Source organism: Streptomyces sp. NPDC127098 (assembly GCF_042722465.1).
In the GTDB taxonomy this organism is placed as follows: Bacteria; Actinomycetota; Actinomycetes; order Streptomycetales; family Streptomycetaceae; genus Streptomyces; species Streptomyces millisiae.
Window position 1 is genome coordinate 84451 of record NZ_JBHXFJ010000024.1, and the last position, 15949, is coordinate 100399.

Consider the following 15949-nt stretch of genomic DNA (forward strand, 5'->3'; position numbering starts at 1 on the left):
GCCTCCGTTCAGTTTCCCTCACCGAGCGCCACACCGGGCCGCCGCCCCCCTGACGCCGCCTCAGGTCACGATGACGACTGAGCGTAGTCAGGCTGCTCGGCCGACCGCAAGGCGTCGACCACGACGGTCTCCGGGCGGTCCATGGTGACACCGGCCCCCTCGTTCTCCAGGGACTGCACCACTCCCCCGGGGATGTTGAGCGCCGGTTCCAGGTCCTGCGGGCGGCCTATGGCCGAGACCAGGTACGGCGCCCCGGCCGGCACACCGTCGATGCGCACCCCGCCGTTGTGGTCCACGAAGGAGGTGTCCGCCACGATCCGCACGTCGTTGATCTGGATCGCCTCGGCGCCGGCGGCACGCAGTTCCTGCACCGCGTCGAGCAGCATATCCGCCTCGACGACGCCCCGCGGATCGCTGATCCGCAGGCTGATCCCCGGCCCCTGCGCGGCCATGGTGCCGGCCAGGACGCCCAGCTGGCGCTCCCGCTCCAGGGTCTGCCTGCGGGCCTCCTCGGCCTGGTCGGAGCTGGTCTCGAGGTCGGACCGCTGCTCCTCGAGACCGGCCCGCTCGTCCTCGAGGCGCGCGGTGCGGTCCTCCAGGTCGCTGAGGATGCGGACCAGGTCCTCGGGGCGCGCGTTGCGCAGCGCCGTCTCCTCGCTGCTCGCGGCCCGCACCTGGATGGCCAGGGCGAGCCCCAGGGCGAAGAGCAGCGCCGCGGCGAGCAGTTGACTTCGGGTGACGCGGGGCGGCCACAGGGCGTCGAGCAGCGCCCGCGCCCCCGCGGGCTCCGGCGCGGCGGCGGCCGGCTCCTGCTCCTGCTCCTGCTCCTGCTCCTGCCGCGAGTCCCGCCGTGGGTCCTGCCGCGGGTCCTGCTGTGGGTCCCTCATCGCCCTCACGCCCCGAAGACGTGGCGGCGGATGGCCGCCGTGTTGGAGAAGATCCGGATCCCGAGGACCACCACGACGCCGGTGGAGAGCTGGGCGCCGACGCCCAGCTTGTCGCCGAGGAAGACGATCAGCGCGGCCACCGTGACGTTGGACAGGAAGGAGACCACGAAGACCTTGTCGTCGAACACCCCGTCGAGCATCGCCCGGACGCCGCCGAACACCGCGTCGAGCGCGGCGACCACGGCGATCGGAAGGTACGGTTCGACGCCGGTGGGCACCACGGGACGGGTGAGTACTCCGGCCACGACTCCCAGGACGAGCCCCAGAACGGCGATCACTGCGGGTTACCTTCTCCTGTTTGGTCGGTCTCGTTCACTCGGTCACTGATCCGGCCGAGCCCACGGGACTGGCCGAACGTATGGTCAGGCTGGGGGCGGCGGGCAGCCGCAGTTCGTCGCGGACCTCGGTGGCGGAGCGGATGCCGTAGTCGTCGGCGAGGACCTGGAGGTAGCTGCCCGCGGGGCCGGCGGCGAAGGCGGCGGCCAACTCCTCCCCGTCGCCGACGGCGCGCAGGGTGTAGGGCGGGACGAGCGGGCGGTTGTCCACCAGCACCGCGTCGCCCGCGGCCCGGATCGCGGACAGCGCGGTGAGCCGCTGGTCGTTCACGGAGACGGCCTCGGCACCGGCCTGCCACAGGCCGTTGACGATCCACTGGAGGTCACGGTCACGGACCCGGCCGCCCTGACCGAAGCCGCCGTCCCCCAGGCCGCCCTGAGCCGCCTGGCCGGCGCCCTCCGCGTCATCGACGGTGAGCTCGACGCCGGGCCCCGACACGGCGGTGGCCCCGGCGAGCAGGGCCACGAGATCGGCCCGGTCGGCGTGGTCGTCCGGCAGGGCGGCGCGCTGCCTGGCGGCCACGTCGGCACGCAGCGCGTCGACGTCGCCCTGGAGCCGGTCGAGACCGTCCGTGCCGGCCTCGACCCGCTCCAGCAGCTCCTCGCGCTCCCTGGCGACGGTGGGAGCGGCGTCCCTGGCGTGGGCGGCGCCCAGGGTGACCACGGCGGCGGCCAGCGCGAGCCCGGCGGCCAGCCACAGACGGCCGCGCAGGGTGCGCGCGCCGTGCGCCGGCCGGGCCCCGCCCGCCGCGCGCCGCCTGGCCGCCGCCCGCGCGTACCCGGCGTCGAGCGAGTGCTCCATGACGGTGGTCAGCAGCGACATGGAGGCGTCGGGGCGGACCGGCCGGCGCGGGGCCGGCTCCTGCTGTGGCATGGCGGGCATGATTGCACGCCGCCCCCGCGGAGATCGAAACGGGGCCGGCCGGCCGGCCCCGGCTCAGCGTTCTGCGCTGTCCACGATCACCGACCACTCGTCGAGCAGCTCGGAGGCCGTCGCGTCGTCGGGCCCCTCGGCCCACAGGTGGGTGACGGCCTCCGCGGGGTCCGGCAGCACCAGGACCCACCTGCCGTCGGGCTCGACCACCCGCACGCCGTCGGTGGTGTCCACCGACCTGTCGCCGGCTGCCTCCACGACCCGACGCATCACCAGGCCCTTGATGGCCCAGGGGGTGATCACGTCGCGCTTGAGGACATGGGCGCGCGGGATGCGGGCGTCGATCTGGCTGAGCGACAGCTGGGTGCGGGCGATCAGGCCGATCAGCCGCGCGAAGGCCGCCGTGGCGTCGAACACGCTGGAGAACTCGGGCACGATGAAGCCGCCCTGGCCGTCGCCGCCGAAGACCGACCCCTCCTTGTGGGTGACGCGGGTCAGGTCGTCGGGCGAGGTCGTCGTCCACTCGACCTGGGTGCCGTGGTACGCCGCGACCTGCTCGGCGATGCGGGTGGTGGTGACCGGCAGCGCCACCCGACCGCTGCGCTGTTCGGCGGCGATCAGGTCGAGCATCACCAGCAGGGCCCGCTGGTCCTCGATGATCCGGCCCCGCTCGTCGACCAGCGACAGGCGCTCACCGACCGGGTCGAAGCGGACGCCGAAGGCGGCGCGGGCCGAGGAGACGATCTCGCCGAGCCGGACGAGACCCGCCCGTCTCGCCTCCGCGGTCTCGGTGGGCCGCGCCTCGTTGAGCCCCGGGTTGATGGTGAGGGCGTCGACGCCCAGCCGGCCGAGCAGGCTGGGCAGCACCAGGCCGGCGCTGCCGTTGGCGGCGTCGACCACGATCTTGAGCCCGGACTCCTCGACCCCGGTGGTGTCGACTGCCCGCAGCACCGAGCCGGTGTAGGCGTCGAAGACGCTGGCCGGGAAGCGCAGGTCGCCGATCTCGCCGGGGAAGGCCCTGCGGTACTCCTGGCGGGCGTAGACGCGGTCCAGCTTGCGCTGGCCGGCCTGGGAGAGGTCGGCGCCACGCTCGTCGAAGAACATGATGTCGACGGAGTCGGGCACGCCGGGGGTGGTGCGGATCATCACGCCGCCGGCGCTGCCGCGCGCGGTCTGCTGTCGGGCCACGGGCAGCGGCACGTTCTCCAGGTCGCGGACGTCGATCGCGCTGGCCTGCAGCGCGGAGATCACCGCGCGCTTCAGGGCCCTGGCGCCCCGGGAGTGGTCACGGGCGGTGGTGACCGTGGAGCCCTTCTTGAGGGTGGTCGCGTAGGCGCTGGCCAGCCGGACGGCCAGCTCGGGGGTGATCTCGACGTTGAGGATGCCCGAGACGCCGCGAGCGCCGAACAGTTGGGCCTGGCCGCGCGACTCCCAGATGACCGAGGTGTTGACGAAGGCGCCGGCCTCGACGGTCTTGAACGGGTAGACCCGGACGTTGCCCTGGACGATCGACTCCTCGCCGACCAGACACTCGTCGCCGATGACGGCGCCGTCCTCGATCCTGGCGGCGCGCATCACGTCGGTGTTCTTGCCGATCACGCAGCCGCGCAGGTTGGTCTGCGGGCCGATGTAGACGTTGTCGTGGACGACCGCCCGGTGCAGGAAGGCGTCGGCCTTGACGACCACGTTGGAGCCGATGACGGTGTGTTCGCGGATCTCGGCGCCGGCCTCGATCTTCGCGTAGTCGCCGACGTACAGCGGGCCGCGCAGCTTGGCGTCGGGGTGCACCTCGGCGCCCTCGGCGATCCACACGCCGGGCGAGATCTCGAAGCCGTCGATGTCGACGTCCACCTTGCCCTCGAGCACGTCGGCCTGGGCCTTCACATAGCTCTCGTGGGTGCCGACGTCCTCCCAGTAGCCCTCGGCGACATAGCCGAAGATGGGCTTGCCCTCCTTCATCAGGCGGGGGAAGACGTCTCCCGACCAGTCCACGGGGATATCGGCCTCGACATAGTCGAAAACCTCGGGCTCCATCACGTAGATGCCGGTGTTGACCGTGTCCGAGAAGACCTGGCCCCAGGTGGGCTTTTCCAGGAAGCGTTCGACGCGACCGTCGTCGTCGACGATGGTGATGCCGAATTCCAGGGGGTTGGGAACGCGGGTGAGGCATACGGTGACGAGCGCGCCGCGCTCGCGGTGAAAACGGATCAGATCGGTGAGGTCGAAGTCGGTGAGCGCGTCACCCGAGATCACCAGGAAGGAGTCGCTGCGGAGCGCCTCCTCGGCGTTCTTCACACTTCCGGCCGTACCCAGTGGCTTTTCTTCGTGGGCGTAGGTGAGGTCCATCCCGAGCTCCTCACCGTCCCCGAAGTAGTTCTTCACGAGAGAAGCGAGGAACTGCACCGTGACCACGGTTTCGGTGAGCCCGTGACGCTTCAGGAGCCGGAGCACGTGCTCCATGATGGGGCGGTTGGCCACGGGCAGCAGCGGTTTCGGCATGCTCGCGGTCATGGGGCGAAGCCGGGTGCCTTCGCCACCAGCCATTACGACGGCCTTCATATCGGAAGTGTCCTCCTTGGGGAGTCGACAGTCACACCGACCGCACCCGTCTGGAGGGGCCCGGGCCCGGGGTGGCTCCCCGGAATTAGCGGCACGTGCGGGCGCCAGGCCCCTGCGACACTGCCAGGGCGAGCTCAGTCGGCCGTGGGGTCCGCCCTCAGTAGGCGGCGGACCTGGACCACGTAGAGGATCCCTGCCCACCAGTACAGCGCTGTACCCCAGCCGGCGAACGCCCATCCGAAAATAGCAGCGAGTGATGCCGCCCAGCTACTTCCGTCACTGAGCAGCAGCAACGGAAAGGCGTACATGAGATTGAGGGTGGCCGCCTTGCCCAGGTAGTTGACCTGGGGTGGGGCGTATCCGTGCCGGTCGAGGACGAAGACCATGACCAGCAACATGAGTTCACGGGCGAGCAGGAGTGCGGTGAGCCAGATCGGCAGGATGTCGCGCCAGGTGAGGCCGACCAGCGTGGACAGGATGTAGAGGCGGTCGGCGGCCGGGTCGAGGACGCGGCCGAGCGCGCTCACCTGGTTCCAGCGGCGGGCGAGCTTGCCGTCGAGGTAGTCGCTCACCCCACTGGCGGCCAGCACCAGCAGGGCCCAGCCGTCGAGGTTGGGGCCGTCGAAGGCCGGGGAGAGCACGAGCCACAGGAAGAGGGGGACCCCCGCCAGCCGGGCCATGCTGAGGATGTTGGGGATGGTGAGAATCCGGTGGGTCTGAACGCCTGAATCCTGGAGCTCCACCCGGAAGCCTCCCGTGTTCCCCGTGTCTCCTACTGTGCGGAAGAACCCTACCCGGCGGTTCCGACGGCGCGGTCGGAGGGGCCGAATGCGGCGACTTGGGCTTTTATGTGATGTGCGGCCCGGCGAGAGCCGGGCCCGGCGAAGCGTTGCGAGGCGGTGAGATGGAGACCAGGCTGCAGGGGGTCGGCGTCAGCCAGGGCGTGGCCATCGGCGAGGTGCGGCACATGGGCACGGCGGCGGTCGAGCCGCCCGACGCCCGCATCGAGCCGGAGCAGACGGCCCGTGAGCTGGGGCGCGCCGGCCAGGCGGCGGCCGCGGTGGCCGCCGACCTGACGGCCAGGGGCACGCTGGCGGGCGGCGAGGCGCAGGCGGTGCTTGCGGCGCAGGCCCTGATGGCCCAGGATCCCGAGCTGATGAGTGACGTGGAGCGGCGGATCACCGCGGGCTCCACGGCCGAGCGCGCCGTCTACGACGCCTTCGCCGCCTACCGGGCGCTGCTGGCGGACGCCGGCGAGTACCTGGCCGGGCGGGTCGCGGACCTCGACGACGTGCGCAACCGCGTGGTGGCCAGGCTGCTGGGGGTGCCGATCCCGGGGGTGCCGGACAGCGACGACCCGTTCGTGCTGATCGCCAGGGACCTGGCCCCGGCCGACACGGCGCTGCTCGACCCCTCGCTGGTGCTCGGCTTCGTCACCGAGGAGGGCGGCCCGACCAGCCACAGCGCCATCCTGGCCCGCGCGCTCGGGGTGCCCGCGGTGGTCGCGCTCCCGCGTGCCCTGGAGATCTCCGAGGGCACGGTGGTCGCGGTGGACGGCTCGACGGGCGAGGTGGTGGTGAACCCGAGCGCCGCCGAGCGGGCCGCCCTGGCCAGGGCGGCGGCCGACCGGAGGGCCGCGCTGGACACGGTGACCGGCCCGGGGGCCACGGCGGACGGCCACAAGGTGCCGCTGCTCGCCAACATCGGCGGCCCGGCGGACGTCGCCGCCGCGCTCCGGGCGGGCGCCGAGGGGATCGGTCTCTTCCGTACCGAGTTCCTGTTCCTCGAAGGGGAGGGGAGCGGCTCGGCACCGTCCGAGGAGGCACAGACGGCGGCGTACCGGCAGGTGCTCGAGGCGTTCCCCGAGTCGCGGGTGGTGGTGCGGGTGTTGGACGCGGGCGCGGACAAGCCCCTGCCGTTCCTCAGCCCGGCCGATGAGCCCAACCCGGCGCTCGGCGTGCGGGGGCTGCGCGCGCTGCTGGCCCATCCCGCCGTGCTGGAGACCCAGTTGCGGGCGCTCGGCAGGGCCGCCGAGGGGCTGCCCGTCTATCTGGAGGTGATGGCCCCCATGGTCGCCGACCGGGAGGACGCCCGGGCGTTCGCCGACGCCTGTCGGGCGGCCGGGCTCGCCGCCAAGGCCGGCGCCATGGTGGAGGTCCCGGCCGCCGCCCTGCGGGCCAGGGCGCTGTTGCAGGAGGTCGAGTTCCTCTCGCTTGGCACCAACGACCTGGCGCAGTACACCTTCGCCGCCGACCGCCAGGTCGGGGCCGTCTCCCGGTTGCAGGACCCCTGGCAGCCCGCGCTCCTCGACCTGGTGGCGCTGGCCGCGGAGGCGGCCAAGGCCGAGGGCAGGAGCTGCGGCGTCTGTGGGGAGGCGGCCGCGGATCCGCTGCTGGCCTGCGTGCTGACCGGGCTCGGCGTCACCAGCCTGTCGATGGGGGCGGCGGCCATCCCCTACGTGCGGGCGACGCTGGCCAAGCACACGCTGGCCCACTGCGAACGGGCCGCCGCCGCGGCCCGCGCCGCCGACACGGCGGCGACGGCCCGCGAGGCCGCCCGCGCCGTGCTCGCCGGCGGGTGACGGAGCGCCTACCACCGGAGGCACTCGGCGGGCGGCAGCTCGGGGGCGGCGAGGTAGGAGACGCCGGGCTCCGGGGGCACCGGCTCCCCCGTCGCGCCGTCCGTGCAGTAGGCGGCGAACACCTCGCTCGCGGTGAGGGGCCTGGCCCGGCGGTCGCGCAGGCTCCAGCCGCGCACCTCCTGCGGGCCGGGGCCGGTCGGGGTGGAGCGCAGGACGAGACCGCCGGGGTCGCCCGTGGCGAGGCACACGGCGAGCACCGTGCACAGCGCCAGGGCCGCCGGCTCCGCCACCCGCAGCTCGCTGCCGGCGCCGATCTCCACCGTCAGCGCGGCGGCCAGCGGGGCGGTGTCCGGCAACGAGGTGGCCACCAGGTGGTGGGATCCGGGACCGACCCGCTCGAGCACCTCGGCGAGCAGCCCGGCGGCGCGCCGGAAGGCGCAACGCGCCTGCGGCGCCCCGCAGTCGGCACAGCCACCGGCGGCGGCCAGCAGGTCGCCGCCCAGCTCCCAGGTGTCCCGCAGGTGCCGCTCGGCGCGCAGCTCGGGGAGCAGCCGGTCCATCGGCTGGCCCGCGTACGGGACGGTGGCGCCGCGGGCGGCGACCTCGGCCGTGTACCGGGCGCGGCTGGCCGGGCTGTCCGGTGCCAGCCCCTCCCGCTCGCAGTAGTCGGCGAAGGCGGCCGGGTCGAACAGCGCCACGCTCGTGTGGCCGTGGCGGCCGGCGAGCGAGCGCAGCAGCGCCTCGGTCGCCCGCAGGTAACCGGCGTGGTCGGCGAAGCCCAGCGTGGGGCAGCGGCGCCGCAGCAGCGCGAACCCGGCCTCGTCGGCGACCACCGCGACCGTGCCGGCCGCCTCCCGCCAGTGCGCGGCCGGCACGGTTCCCTGCCGACGGCCGGCCCGCCCGCCACGTCCGCCACGCCCGCCGGCCCTGACGCGCTTCCCGGTGTGTGCCATGGTTCCCCCTCGACGGATCGGAAGCTACTGGTCACCCACGGTAGTCGCCACCACTGACAGCGGCCCGTTCGCGGCCGAGGCGCTCGAAGAACCTGAGGAGTTCGACGTCGTCCACGGACCCCGGGTTCACCGTGGACTCCAGCGCCGCGCCCTGCAGCAGCCGCTTGACCGGCACTTCGAGGCGCTTGCCGGTCAGGGTGTGCGGCACCCCGGGGACCTCGATGACCTCGTCCGGCACGTGGCGCGGGGAGAGGTGTTCGCGGATGGTGCGCCGGATGCTCTCGCGCAGCGCGTCGTCCAGGGCCGCGCCCTCGGCGAGGCGGACGAAGAGCGGCATCCAGTAGCCGCCGTCCGGCAGTTCGATGCCGACCACCAGCGACTCGCGGATCTCGGGGAGCCGTTCGACCGCCTCGTAGATGTCGGCCGAGCCCATGCGGACACCCTGCCGGTTGAGGGTGGAGTCGGAGCGTCCGTGGATGACGACCGTGCCGCGCGAGGTGAGGGTGATCCAGTCGCCGTGCCGCCAGACGCCGGGGAACGTCGTGAAGTAGGCGTCCCGGTATCGGGCGTCGTCCGGGTCGTTCCAGAAGCGCACGGGCATCGAGGGCATGGGGGCCGCGACCACGAGCTCGCCCACCTCGTCGGTGAGCGGCAGGCCGTCGGGCGACCAGGCCCGCAGGTCGGTGCCGAGCCCGGGGGCCTGCAACTCGCCCGGGTAGACGGGCAGGGTCGGCACGGCACCGGCGAAGCAGCTGCACACGTCGGTGCCGCCGCTGACCGAGGCGATCCAGAGGTCGGCGCCGGCCCGCTCGTGCAGCCAGCGGAAGCCGTCCGGGGGCAGCGGCGACCCGGTGGTGGCCACGCAGCGGACGGCGGAGAGGTCGAGGTCGCGGCCCGGGTGCAGGTCGGCCTTGGCACAGGCCATGACGTAGGCCGCGGAGGTGCCGAACAGGGCGGCCCGGGTGCGCTCGGCGACGCGCCACTGGGCGCCGGTGTCGGGGTACCCGGGGGCGCCGTCGTAGAGCACCACGGTGGTTCCGGTGAGCAGCCCGGAGACCAGGAAGTTCCACATCATCCAGCCGGTGGAGGTGTACCAGAAGAACCGGTCGCCAGGGCCGAGGTCGCAGTGCAGGCCGAGCTGCTTGAGGTGCTCCAGCAGGATGCCGCCCTGGGACTGGACGATGGCCTTCGGCAACCCGGTGGTGCCCGAGGAGTAGAGCACCCACAGCGGATGGTCGAAGGGCACCTGGGTGAACTCGGGTTCGGTGTCGGCGCCGGTGAGCGCGTCCCACTCCAGGGCGCCGTCCGGCGCCGGGGTGCCGAGGAGCGGCACGTGCACCACGGCGCGCAGGGTGGGCAGGCCGGCGCGCAGTTCGGTCACGGTGGTGGCGCGCTCGTGTTCCCGCCCGCCGTAGCGGTAGCCGTCGACGGTGACGAGCACGACGGGTTCGACCTGTTGGAAGCGGTCGAGGACGCTGCGGGCGCCGAAGTCGGGGGCGCAGGAGGTCCAGACGGCGCCGACGCAGGCGGTGGCCAGCAGCGCGACGACGGCCTGGGGGACGTTGGGCAGGTAGCCGGCGACCCGGTCGCCGGGACGCACCCCGAGCTCTCGCAGGGCGGCGGCCAGCGAGCCGACCTGGCGGCGCAGTTCGGCCCAGCTGACGGGCTCGGGTCGGTGCCGTTCGTCGACCCGCAGCAGCGCCGGCTCGTCGGCCACAGCCGGGTCGAGGGCCCGACGGAGGGCGTGCTCCGCGTAGTTGAGGGTGGCACCGGGGAACCAGCGGGCGCCCGGCATCCCGCGGTCGGCGAGCACGGCCTGGTGGGGGGTGGCGAAGCGGACGTCGAACCAGTCGGCGACGGCGGACCAGAAGGCGTCGAGCTCGTCGACGGACCAGCGGTGCAACGCCGCGTAGGAGCCCTCGGGGTCGTCGGGCGACGGCGGGGGCGCGCCGTGCCGGGCGGCGACGTGGGCGTGGAAGGCGGTGAGCCGGGCACCGGCCGCCCGCTCCGGCGACGGGCGCCACAGGGGCGCGGGCTCGGTGGGCGTTGCGGCGTGCGCGGCGGTCATGGGCGGCTCCCGTCTGGTCTGCACGAACGACGCGGTCACGTGGCACGTCTGGGCGAGACGATGCCAGGTGGGCGACGCGCGCACCAGGGTGGCGCTCCACGGAGGACGGCGGCGCCCCGGGACCACCCCCGTCGGTCCCGGGACACCGCCGTCATCGTGATCGGACGCGGGCCGGTCGGCGGCGGTTCGCGTCACCGGCCCGTTGTCACGCGTTCGCGACATGGGCGCGGCGTTCCGGTGATCTTCGGCACGAGGCGGCCACGGCGAGCCGCGCTGGGCGGCTCGCCGTCGGGACGTCGGGGGGGGTGGGGACGCCGGCGCCTCAGTCGGCGCGGGGCGGCGTGGCGAGCAGCGGGCCGACGCGCTTGACCAGCAGCGCCATCTCGTAGGCCACCTGCCCGATGTCGGCGTCCGCCTCTGCGAACACGGCCAGGGCACTGCGCGCGCCGGCCGCCGTGACCAGCAGGAAGGCGTCGTCGAGCTCCACGAGCGTCTGCCGCACGTGGCCGGTCTCGAAGTGCCTGCCGACGCCCCTGGCGAGGCTGTGGAAGCCGGAGGCCATGGCAGCGAGTTGCTCGGCGTCGTCCCTGCCGAGCGAACGCGTGGCGCCTCTGGGCAGGCCGTCGGCGGCCAGGATCAGGGCGTGCCGGACGCTGGGCACGCGCTCGGCCAACTCTTCGAGGATGCGACCCAGTTGGGCCTCGTCGGGTGGGGCGCCGCCGTGGGCCGCGGCCTCGGGTGCGGTCATCGGTCCTGCCTTACGGTGCTCTCGCTGCTTACGGGCTTACGACGTCTCGGGGGTCTCGCGGGTCTCGAAGGTCTCGGGGCGGGCGTCGGGCCGGGTCGGCCCCGGGCGGTCGCCGGTCTGCTGGCGGCCACGCTGCCAGCCGCGCTGTAGGGAGGCCATCCGGGAGCGGACCTCGTCCGCGTCGACGTCGGGCAGCGCGTCGGCCTCGGGGTGGCCACCGGGGCTCCCCCCGTCGCCGGGACCCGAGCCGCCCGACGGAGGCGCGGGGCGGCGCACACGCCGGGGCAGACCGGTGCTGGTGCGCTCCTCCGTGGCCTTGGGGCGGGCGAGCGGGATGGGGGCCGCGGGGGCGGGCTCGGGCTCGGGCGGCTCGCCCACCTGTCGGCCGTGGTCCGCGACCAGCACCGGGGTGCGGTGACGGTACGGCAGTCGGGGCGACGCCACCGGCGCCTCGGCCTCGTGGGCCGGGCCGTGTTCCACGGGGTGCCCGACGGCCGGTGAAGGACCGGCGACGGGCGGCCCCGAGACCGGGCCGAGCACCAGGTCCGGGGCGCCGACCGGCGCCTCGAGCTCCACCGGGCCGCCGTGCGGCGCCGGCCGGTCCCGCCGCCCGGTGAGACCGGCCCGCTCACCGGGCAACTCCCGTACCTCGGTCAGCAGTTCGCCGGGGATCAGGGTGACGGCCGTGGTGCCGCCGTAGGGCGAGTCCCGCAGGGAGACCTTGATGCCGTGACGCTCGGCCAGCCGGCCGATGACGAAGAGGCCGATCCGGTCGGTGTCGGACGGCTCGAACTCGGGGGGATCGGCGAGCCGCCGGTTGGCGTCCCGGAGGGCCTCGGCCGTCATGCCGAGGCCGCGGTCGTGGATCTCCAGCGTGAAGCCGTGCGGCACCCGCTCACCGTCGACCTGGACGGCGGTGTGCGGCGGCGAGAAGACGGTGGCGTTCTCCAGGAGTTCGGCGACGAGGTGGACAAGGTCGGCGACCGCGCCGCCGGCCACGGCCAGGGGCGGCAGCCGGCGCACCTCGACCCGCTCGAAGTCCTCCACCTCGTCGACGGCGGCCCGCACCACGTCCATCAGCTGCTCCGGCTTGCGCCACTGGCGGGCCGGGGCGGCTCCGGAGAGCAGCACGAGCCCCTCCGCGTGCCGGCGCATGCGGGTGGCCAGGTGGGTGAGGCGGACGATGTCGGCCAGGTTCTCGGAGTCGGTGGTGCGGCTCTCAAGTCCGTCGAGCAGGTTGAGCTGACGGTGCAGCAGGACCTGGCTGCGGCGGGCCAGATTCACGAACACCTCGGACATGCCGCGCCGGGTGTGGGAGCGCTGGACGGCGGCCGAGACCGCCTCGCGCTGCAGGGTGTTGAGGGAGCGACCGATCTGGCCGAGCTCGTCGGAGCCGTACTCCAGGACCGGCGCCTCGGTCTCCACGTCGACGTGCTCACCGACGGCGAGCCGGCGGGTGACCCCGGGCAGCCTGACCGCGGCGGCGTCCCTGGCCTCGCGGGCCAGGCCGCGCAGCTCGCCCGTGAGGCCGCGGCCGACGCGCACCGCGACGACGGCCGAGACGACGACCACCACCAGGCCGAGGCCGCCGACCAGCCAGGCCCGCACGGCCGGCCCTGAGGTGGCGGAGTCGTACCGCTCCTGGTGATGGGCGGCGGCCTCGCCGCCGAGGGCGGTCAACTGGTCGAGGGCGGAGGAGCTGGTCTCCTCCCAGCTGTCGGGGCGGACGGCCGCGGCGTTGCCCTCGACCAGGCTCTCCTCGGCCGCGGCCAGGACCCGGCCGGTGCCGCTCTCCCAGAACGCCTCGTGCGCCTGCCGGTCGTCCAGCGTGAGGTCCGGCAGGTAGGTGTCGTAGGCGAGTTCGCGCCGCGCCATCAGCTCGACGAGCTCGCCGAGCACCTCGTCGGTGCGGTCGGCGGCCAGCGCCCCGGCGACCATGGCGTCCTCGGCCGACAGGTGCTCGCGGGCCTGGGCGAGGCCGACCACGGCGCGGCCCTGCCGGGCGAGGTCGGGATCGTCGGCCGGTTGGAGCACGGCGAGCAGCCGGAAGGCGAGGTCGACGACGTCGCCGTACGCGGCGAGCGCGTTCTCGCGGGGAATGGTGTTGCTCTGCACCAGGTCGCGCACCTGGTCGAGGCCGTCGAGCGCCGACAGCAGCCGCTCCAGCCGGTCGCGGGCCGAGTCGCGCAGGCCGCCCCCGGCCTCGCGCGCCCCCTGCCGGGCGCGCTCGACGGCCCGGTCGGTCTCCTCCCTGATCTCCCGCAACTCGCTCAGGGAGTCGGCCCGTCTCGGGTCGCCGAGGTGGACCAGTGTCTGGCGGCGCTCGCGCTGGACGGCCGCCGTGACGTCGTGGGTCGGCCCCGTGAGGGCCTCGGCGGCGTCGGACGCGGCGCCGACGGCTCTCGCCTCGCCGATGGCGTCGGTGGCGGCGAACGCCCAGACCGACACGAGCGACAGCAGGGGCACCAGGACCAGCGCGCCCGTCTTCCGCCGGATCGACTTGCCGCGAAAGCGCATGCCCTCCCCTTGGTCTTCGAGCGGCCACTCGGGGGTTCCCGCCGCCGCAGCGCGAGCCTACTACCGGTGCCGTGGCCGCCACCGGGGTATCGGCCCGGGCCGCGGGAGGAGTTGGCCTGCGGGCGCCTCATCCTGACCCCTCGTCGAGGAGCCCGCAAGGCGTTCTACCATGGATGGGCAGGACATATCAGCGCATCTTTGCCGTGCGAGGAGCGAAGGCGGAGTGTACGCGAGACCCCGCATGCCGGACCCGGTGCGTGCCGCCGCCGTCCGTGCCGTGATCATCATCGCACTGACGCTCACCCAGGTCGTGATCGTTCTGCTGTGCACCCTGGCCGGGTCCTGGCTGGCCCTGCCCATGGCGTTCTGCTCGCTCGGCAGCACGATCGTCGCCACCTGGGCGGTGCTCGACATCTGGATCACCCGCCAGGCCTGGCGGCAGCGCCACGGGGTGATCTCGACGCCGAGCAGCGCCGCCAGGCGCCGGCCGCTGCGGCGTCAGTGACCGGCGCTCAGCTCCCCTCCCCCGAGCGCGGTCTGCGGAAGACGCGGGTGGCGGTGATCTCGCCGTGCACCGGCTCGGCCGACGGATCCTGCTGGGGCAGGCCGGGCCGCAGGTGCTCCTCGACGCTGATGTACTTGAGGCCGGCCCGCAGGTCGGCGTCGTTGCGCAGCCGGATCACCAGCGGGAACTCGGCGAGCGCCGTGGTGTCGAACAGGCCGGTCGTGTACAGGAGTTGGACGCCGAGGGCGTCGGCCACGGCCCGCTGGAGCTCCAGCAGGTAGGTGGCGTTGGCGCGGCCGATCGGGTTGTCCAGGAAGAGGGTGCCGGCGTGCCGGTTCCGGTCGCGGCCGCGGTCGTTGCCGCGGAGCGCGGCCATCGTGCAGTAGAGCGCGATGGCGGCGGTGAGCAGCTGGCCGCCGGAGAAGACGTCGCCCATCTGGCCGACCGGGACGCGCTCGGCCCGCAGCACGGCGTCCGGCTTGAGGATCTCGACCCGCACCCCCTTCGGGGCGAGCGCCGCGTGCACCCCCCGCAGCAGCAGCGAGACGCCGTCGCGCCGCAGGTCGGAGTTCTTGCGGACGGCCGCCCTGGTGGTCTCGTCGATGACCTCGCCGAGTCGCTCGGTGAGGGTGGCCTGGTCGGGGTCGTCGAAGCGGATGCGGAGGAACTCCTGGCCCGACCACTCGCCCAGGCCCTCGGGCAGCCGGGAGAGCCGCTGGGCGGAGCGGAGGGTGGCGAGCGCCGACTCCACGAGGCCGCGCAGCCGGTCCACGATCCCGTCCCGGTTGCGCTCCAACTGCTCGAGCTCGTCGGTGAGGACGCGCAGCCGGGGGGCGAACGCCTCGGCCCAGGCGGCGGCGTTGGCCGGCAGGGCGGCGGCCGGCAGCTCGCGGATCTGCTGCCGGGCGGGGGTGCGGACCTGCTCGAACCGGGTCGAGTTGGCGTGCCGCACCAGCCGGTCCCCGGCCTCCCGGACGGCGGCCTCGGCCGCGGCGAGCCCGGCGGCGCAGGAACGCAGGGAGCGGCGGGCCTCCGCCGCGGCCCGGCGAGCCTCGTCGAGGCCGCCCTGGTAGGGCTCGGCGGGTGGCTCCCCCGCGCCGTCGCCGCCCTCGGCGGCCGGCGCGCCGGCGCCGGGTGCCGGGTCGCGCAGCTGGTCGCGCAGCGGCACCGCGGTCTCCTCGAAGCCGGCGGCGGCCTCCTGGGCGGCCCGATGCTCGCGCAGCAGGTCCTCGTGGGCGGCGACGGCCGCGGCGTGCGCGTCCTCGTGGGCGGCCAACTCGGCGGTGGCCGCGCGCAGCAGCTCCTTGGCCGCCGCGGCGTCGGCCGGAACCCGCTCGGCCGGCAGCTCGATGTGCGCCTCCCCGTCGGCCGGGGCGAGCCGCTCTGCCTCGCCGCGCAGCCTGCCCAGCTGCTCGCTGGCGGCGGACGCCCGGGACTCAAGCAGCTGGACCAGGGCCTCGGCGCGGGCCACGGCGGCCTGCCGGGAGGGGCCGTCGGCGCCCTCAGGACCGTCGAGCAGCCGGGCGGCGCGGGTGCGGACCTTGTTGCTCAGCCGATCGAGGGCGGCCAGCGCGGCGCTCTCGTCCCCCTCGGCCCTGGCCTGCTCGGCGCGCAGGTCGGCGCCGACGCCGACCTTCTCGTACAGCTGGGACGCGGACCGGTACGCCTCGCGCAGCGCCGGCAGGGAGGGCGCGTCGGCGGCGGGCGCCGCCTCCTCGACGCCCTCGTCGGGCACGCCGGTCACCTCGGCGCGCTCGGCGCGCAGCGCGCGGGCGGTGCGGCGGGCGTCGTCCGCGGCGCGCTGCACGGCGCGCCGGTCCTCGTCGGCGGCGCGGGCGCGCTCCAGGCACGCGGCCGCGGCC

General features: G+C 74.6%; 11 protein-coding genes and 1 pseudogene. 2 read left to right on the top strand and 10 right to left on the bottom strand.

Annotated elements, in window-relative coordinates; all coding sequences use genetic code 11:
- Window positions 1-65: 65 nt before the first annotated feature.
- From ACFWI8_RS17585 to ACFWI8_RS17605, 5 genes are all read right to left on the bottom strand, one after another.
- Window positions 66-887 carry a DUF881 domain-containing protein gene (locus ACFWI8_RS17585; protein ID WP_387091893.1) on the bottom strand — a complete coding sequence of 274 codons (822 nt, stop codon included), beginning with the start codon at window positions 885-887 and terminating at the stop codon, window positions 66-68.
- A 5-nt stretch (window positions 888-892) separates the two neighbouring features.
- On the bottom strand, window positions 893-1225 hold the full coding sequence (locus ACFWI8_RS17590) for a small basic family protein (protein ID WP_387091895.1): 333 nt from the start codon (window positions 1223-1225) through the stop codon (window positions 893-895).
- Between the two features lie 34 nt (window positions 1226-1259).
- Window positions 1260-2156: a DUF881 domain-containing protein gene (locus ACFWI8_RS17595; protein WP_387091898.1), complete on the bottom strand. Its 897-nt coding sequence runs from the start codon at window positions 2154-2156 to the stop codon at window positions 1260-1262.
- Between the two features lie 63 nt (window positions 2157-2219).
- A complete protein-coding gene (locus tag ACFWI8_RS17600) occupies window positions 2220-4715 on the bottom strand; it encodes a sugar phosphate nucleotidyltransferase (RefSeq protein WP_387091901.1) in 2496 nt (831 codons plus the stop codon).
- A 134-nt stretch (window positions 4716-4849) separates the two neighbouring features.
- Window positions 4850-5458, bottom strand: coding sequence for a CDP-alcohol phosphatidyltransferase family protein (locus tag ACFWI8_RS17605; protein ID WP_387091904.1), 609 nt, complete (start codon window positions 5456-5458; stop codon window positions 4850-4852).
- Window positions 5459-5619: 161 nt separating this feature from the next.
- On the opposite strand from ACFWI8_RS17605, the gene ptsP reads away from it, so the two are divergent.
- Window positions 5620-7296, top strand: a complete 1677-nt coding sequence (gene ptsP, locus ACFWI8_RS17610) for a phosphoenolpyruvate--protein phosphotransferase (protein WP_387091907.1) — start codon at window positions 5620-5622, stop codon at window positions 7294-7296.
- Between the two features lie 8 nt (window positions 7297-7304).
- Here the strand turns inward: ptsP and ACFWI8_RS17615 are convergent, their stop codons facing one another.
- The 4 genes from ACFWI8_RS17615 to ACFWI8_RS17630 form a co-directional block, all read right to left on the bottom strand.
- Complete coding sequence (locus ACFWI8_RS17615; protein ID WP_387091910.1) at window positions 7305-8249, bottom strand: hypothetical protein; 945 nt, start codon at window positions 8247-8249, stop codon at window positions 7305-7307.
- Between the two features lie 31 nt (window positions 8250-8280).
- Window positions 8281-10317: an acetoacetate--CoA ligase gene (locus tag ACFWI8_RS17620; RefSeq protein WP_387091912.1), complete on the bottom strand. Its 2037-nt coding sequence runs from the start codon at window positions 10315-10317 to the stop codon at window positions 8281-8283.
- Window positions 10318-10639: 322 nt separating this feature from the next.
- A complete protein-coding gene (locus ACFWI8_RS17625) occupies window positions 10640-11065 on the bottom strand; it encodes a roadblock/LC7 domain-containing protein (RefSeq protein ID WP_387091915.1) in 426 nt (141 codons plus the stop codon).
- A gap of 36 nt (window positions 11066-11101) precedes the next feature.
- Window positions 11102-13582, bottom strand: a complete 2481-nt coding sequence (locus tag ACFWI8_RS17630; protein WP_387091918.1) for a nitrate- and nitrite sensing domain-containing protein — start codon at window positions 13580-13582, stop codon at window positions 11102-11104.
- A gap of 223 nt (window positions 13583-13805) precedes the next feature.
- Between ACFWI8_RS17630 and ACFWI8_RS17635 the strand changes: the two genes are divergently transcribed.
- Complete coding sequence (locus ACFWI8_RS17635; RefSeq protein WP_387091921.1) at window positions 13806-14087, top strand: hypothetical protein; 282 nt, start codon at window positions 13806-13808, stop codon at window positions 14085-14087.
- 7 nt (window positions 14088-14094) lie between these two features.
- Here the strand turns inward: ACFWI8_RS17635 and ACFWI8_RS17640 are convergent.
- Window positions 14095-15949 (bottom strand): annotated as a pseudogene (locus ACFWI8_RS17640) (hypothetical protein); the annotation flags it as partial.

Bases quoted from the DNA above. Each gene is read 5' to 3' on its own strand.
- ACFWI8_RS17585 (WP_387091893.1), bottom strand. From the start codon at position 887: ATGAGGGACCCACAGCAGGACCCGCGGCAGGACCCACGGCGGGACTCG.
- ACFWI8_RS17595 (WP_387091898.1), bottom strand. From the start codon at position 2,156: ATGCCACAGCAGGAGCCGGCCCCGCGCCGGCCGGTCCGCCCCGACGCC.
- ACFWI8_RS17600 (WP_387091901.1), bottom strand. From the start codon at position 4,715: ATGAAGGCCGTCGTAATGGCTGGTGGCGAAGGCACCCGGCTTCGCCCC.
- ptsP (WP_387091907.1), top strand. From the start codon at position 5,620: ATGGAGACCAGGCTGCAGGGGGTCGGCGTCAGCCAGGGCGTGGCCATC.
- ACFWI8_RS17615 (WP_387091910.1), bottom strand. From the start codon at position 8,249: ATGGCACACACCGGGAAGCGCGTCAGGGCCGGCGGGCGTGGCGGACGT.
- ACFWI8_RS17620 (WP_387091912.1), bottom strand. From the start codon at position 10,317: ATGACCGCCGCGCACGCCGCAACGCCCACCGAGCCCGCGCCCCTGTGG.
- ACFWI8_RS17625 (WP_387091915.1), bottom strand. From the start codon at position 11,065: ATGACCGCACCCGAGGCCGCGGCCCACGGCGGCGCCCCACCCGACGAG.
- ACFWI8_RS17630 (WP_387091918.1), bottom strand. From the start codon at position 13,582: ATGCGCTTTCGCGGCAAGTCGATCCGGCGGAAGACGGGCGCGCTGGTC.